7 protein-coding genes and 2 pseudogenes are annotated in these 2776 nt (G+C 66.7%); all 9 read right to left on the bottom strand.

Annotated features, from left to right (window positions below):
* A pseudogene (locus JNW89_RS33630) lies at positions 1–64 on the bottom strand (30S ribosomal protein S8); the annotation flags it as partial.
* A 71-nt stretch (positions 65–135) separates the two neighbouring features.
* Positions 136–321, bottom strand: coding sequence for a type Z 30S ribosomal protein S14 (locus tag JNW89_RS33625; protein WP_007465272.1), 186 nt, complete (start codon positions 319–321; stop codon positions 136–138).
* 4 nt (positions 322–325) lie between these two features.
* Positions 326–895: a 50S ribosomal protein L5 gene (gene rplE / locus JNW89_RS33620; protein WP_154941822.1), complete on the bottom strand. Its 570-nt coding sequence runs from the start codon at positions 893–895 to the stop codon at positions 326–328.
* Positions 895–1215 carry a 50S ribosomal protein L24 gene (gene rplX / locus JNW89_RS33615; protein WP_207914040.1) on the bottom strand — a complete coding sequence of 107 codons (321 nt, stop codon included), beginning with the start codon at positions 1213–1215 and terminating at the stop codon, positions 895–897. Before rplX ends, rplE begins: the two co-directional genes overlap by 1 nt.
* Positions 1212–1580, bottom strand: coding sequence for a 50S ribosomal protein L14 (gene rplN, locus JNW89_RS33610; RefSeq protein ID WP_007073026.1), 369 nt, complete (start codon positions 1578–1580; stop codon positions 1212–1214). The genes rplX and rplN overlap by 4 nt, the downstream gene beginning before the upstream one ends.
* 97 nt (positions 1581–1677) lie before the next feature.
* On the bottom strand, positions 1678–1953 hold the full coding sequence (gene rpsQ, locus JNW89_RS33605) for a 30S ribosomal protein S17 (RefSeq protein ID WP_091262798.1): 276 nt from the start codon (positions 1951–1953) through the stop codon (positions 1678–1680).
* Positions 1950–2186, bottom strand: coding sequence for a 50S ribosomal protein L29 (rpmC, locus tag JNW89_RS33600; protein WP_013288628.1), 237 nt, complete (start codon positions 2184–2186; stop codon positions 1950–1952). The genes rpsQ and rpmC overlap by 4 nt, the downstream gene beginning before the upstream one ends.
* Positions 2186–2611 carry a 50S ribosomal protein L16 gene (rplP, locus tag JNW89_RS33595; RefSeq protein WP_073834927.1) on the bottom strand — a complete coding sequence of 142 codons (426 nt, stop codon included), beginning with the start codon at positions 2609–2611 and terminating at the stop codon, positions 2186–2188. The genes rpmC and rplP overlap by 1 nt, the downstream gene beginning before the upstream one ends.
* A gap of 3 nt (positions 2612–2614) precedes the next feature.
* Positions 2615–2776, bottom strand: a pseudogene (locus JNW89_RS33590) (30S ribosomal protein S3); the annotation flags it as partial.

The raw sequence follows: 2776 nt of genomic DNA, 5'->3' as shown, positions 1-2776 counted from the left end.
GGTACGCCTGGTTGGCGTTACGCAGACGCGTGAGCATGTCTGCGATCGGGTCGGTCATCGTCATGGAATTCGTCAGCCTTTCTCGCCGGGGTTCCCGGGCGTTCCGCCCCGGCCTACGGCGAAGAGCAATAGCTATTACCAGGAAGCCTTGGACACGCCGGGCAGCTCACCGCGGTGGGCCATCTCCCGGATGCACACCCGGCAGAGACCGAACTTGCGGTAGACCGCCTTCGGACGCCCGCACCGCTGGCAGCGGGTGTACGCGCGAACCGAGAACTTCGGCTTCGCGGCCGCCTTGATGATCAGCGCCTTCTTGGCCATTCGCTCAGTTCTCCTTGAACGGGAAGCCCAGGAGCTTGAGCAGCGCCCGGCCCTCGTCGTCGGTCGTGGCGGTCGTGACCACCGTGATGTCCATGCCCCGCTGGCGATCGATCTTGTCCTGGTCGATCTCGTGGAACACCGACTGCTCGGTCAGACCGAACGTGTAGTTGCCGTGCCCGTCGAGCTTGCGCCCGTCGAGACCGCGGAAGTCGCGGATACGCGGCAGGGCGATCGACAGCAGCCGGTCCAGGAACTCCCACATCCGGTCGCCGCGCAGGGTCACCTTCGCGCCGATCGGCATGCCCTCACGCAGCTTGAACTGCGCGATGGACTTGGTCGCCCGCCGCACCTGCGGCTTCTGGCCGGTGATCGTGGCGAGGTCGCGGACCGCGCCGTCGATCAGCTTGGCGTCGCGAGCAGCCTCGCCGACACCCATGTTGACGACGATCTTGACCAGCCGCGGAACCTGCATGGGGTTCGCGTAGCTGTGCTGCTCCTGCAGCTGCGCCACGATCTCGTTACGGTACCGCTCCTTGAGGCGCGGCATGGTCTTGGTTTCGGTAGCCGTGGTCATCACAGGTCCTTACCGGTGCTACGCGCGATGCGGACCTTCTGGCCGTTGTCGTCGATCCGGTACCCGACGCGGGTCGGGTTCCCGTCGGAGTCCAGGACCTGCACGTTGGAGACGTGGATCGGGGCCTCCTGGGTGACGATGCCACCGGTCTTGGCGCCACGCTGGGTGGTGCTGATGCGGGTGTGCTTCTTGACCCGGTTCACGCCCTCGACCAGGACCTTGTCCTGCCGCGGGTAGGCCGCGATGACCTTGCCCTTGGCACCCTTGTCCTTGCCGGCGATGACGACGACCGTGTCGCCCTTCTTGACCTTCACGGTCACAACACCTCCGGCGCGAGAGAGATGATCTTCATGAACCGCTTGTCCCGCAGCTCCCGGCCCACCGGGCCGAAGATACGGGTACCGCGCGGGTCCCCGCCGTCCTTGATGATGACGGCGGCGTTCTCGTCGAAGCGGATGTACGAGCCGTCCGGCCGCCGCTTCTCCTTGGCGGTGCGGACGACGACGGCCTTGACGACGTCGCCCTTCTTCACACCAGCACCCGGGATCGCGTCCTTGACGGTGGCCACGATGACGTCGCCGATGCTCGCGTAGCGCCGACCGGAGCCACCGAGAACCCGGATGCACAGGATCTCCCGGGCACCCGTGTTGTCGGCGACGCGCAGTCGCGACTCCTGCTGAATCACGTCTATCTCCTATGTCTGCCGGTTCTCCGGCGCCCGGAGGCGGCCGGAGCCTGGCGGAACCTGCGCCCGACCGATACCGGCCGAGCTCGAGCCTTCGCTACTTGGCCTTCTCGAGGATCTCCACGAGCCGCCAGCGCTTGGTGGCGGAGAGCGGCCGGGTCTCCATGATCAGGACCCGGTCGCCGATACCGGCCGAGTTCTGCTCGTCGTGCACCTTCAGCTTGCTGGTCCGGCGCATGATCTTGCCGTACAGCGCGTGCTTGACCCGGTCCTCGACCTCGACCACGACGGTCTTTTCCATCTTGTCGCTGACGACGAGGCCCTCACGCACCTTGCGGCGGGCCCGCGCAGCGGCGGTGGTGTTCTCGCTCATGATGCAGTCACCTCAGTCGGCGCGGCCGAGAGACCCAGCTCGCGCTCACGCATGATCGTGTAGATCCGGGCGATCTCCCGACGGATGACCTGCAGCCGCCGGTTGTTGTCCAGCTGCCCGGTTGCGGCCTGCACGCGGAGGTTGAACAGCTCCGCCTTGGCCTCACGCAGCTTCGTGACCAGCTCCTCCTCGGAGAGCTCACGCAGCTCGGAAGGCTTGACGCCCGCTGCCATCAGGATTCACCCACTTCGCGCGTAACAATGCGGCACTTCATCGGGAGCTTGTGGATCGCGCGACGCATCGCCTCTCGCGCAATCTGCTCGTTGGGGAAGGACATCTCGAAGAGAACCCGCCCCGGCTTGACGTTCGCGACCCACCACTCGGGCGAGCCCTTACCGGAACCCATGCGGGTTTCCGCCGGCTTCTTGGTGAGGGCCTGGTCCGGGAAGATCGTGATCCAGACCTTGCCACCACGCTTGATGTGGCGGGTCATCGCGATACGGGCCGACTCGATCTGGCGGTTGGTCACGTACGCCGGCTCGAGAGCCTGGATCCCGAACTCGCCGAACACCACCCGGTTACCACCCTTGGACGCGCCGTGGCGGTCCGGGTGGTGCGGCTTGCGGAAGCCCTTCGGGGGCTTGCGCGGCATCAGCATCTGTCAGCCCTCCTGCTGCGTTTCTGCCGGAGCAGCCGCGGCCGAGGCGACAGCAGCACTGTCGATCGGCTCGCCACTCGGCGTCTCGGCCTGCTGAGCGATGGTGGTCGCAGCAGCCCGGCCGGCCTCGGTGCCGCCGGCGGTCGTGCCGGACGAACCCGACCG

The organism is Micromonospora sp. 4G55, from assembly GCF_016803375.1.
Note: the sequence above shows the minus strand (reverse complement) of the source record. Positions and strands in the feature narration are given on the sequence as shown.

Bases quoted from the DNA above. Each gene is read 5' to 3' on its own strand.
- rpsQ (WP_091262798.1), bottom strand. From the start codon at position 1,953: ATGAGCGAGAACACCACCGCCGCTGCGCGGGCCCGCCGCAAGGTGCGT.
- JNW89_RS33625 (WP_007465272.1), bottom strand. From the start codon at position 321: ATGGCCAAGAAGGCGCTGATCATCAAGGCGGCCGCGAAGCCGAAGTTC.
- rplE (WP_154941822.1), bottom strand. From the start codon at position 895: ATGACCACGGCTACCGAAACCAAGACCATGCCGCGCCTCAAGGAGCGG.
- rplP (WP_073834927.1), bottom strand. From the start codon at position 2,611: ATGCTGATGCCGCGCAAGCCCCCGAAGGGCTTCCGCAAGCCGCACCAC.
- rpmC (WP_013288628.1), bottom strand. From the start codon at position 2,186: ATGGCAGCGGGCGTCAAGCCTTCCGAGCTGCGTGAGCTCTCCGAGGAG.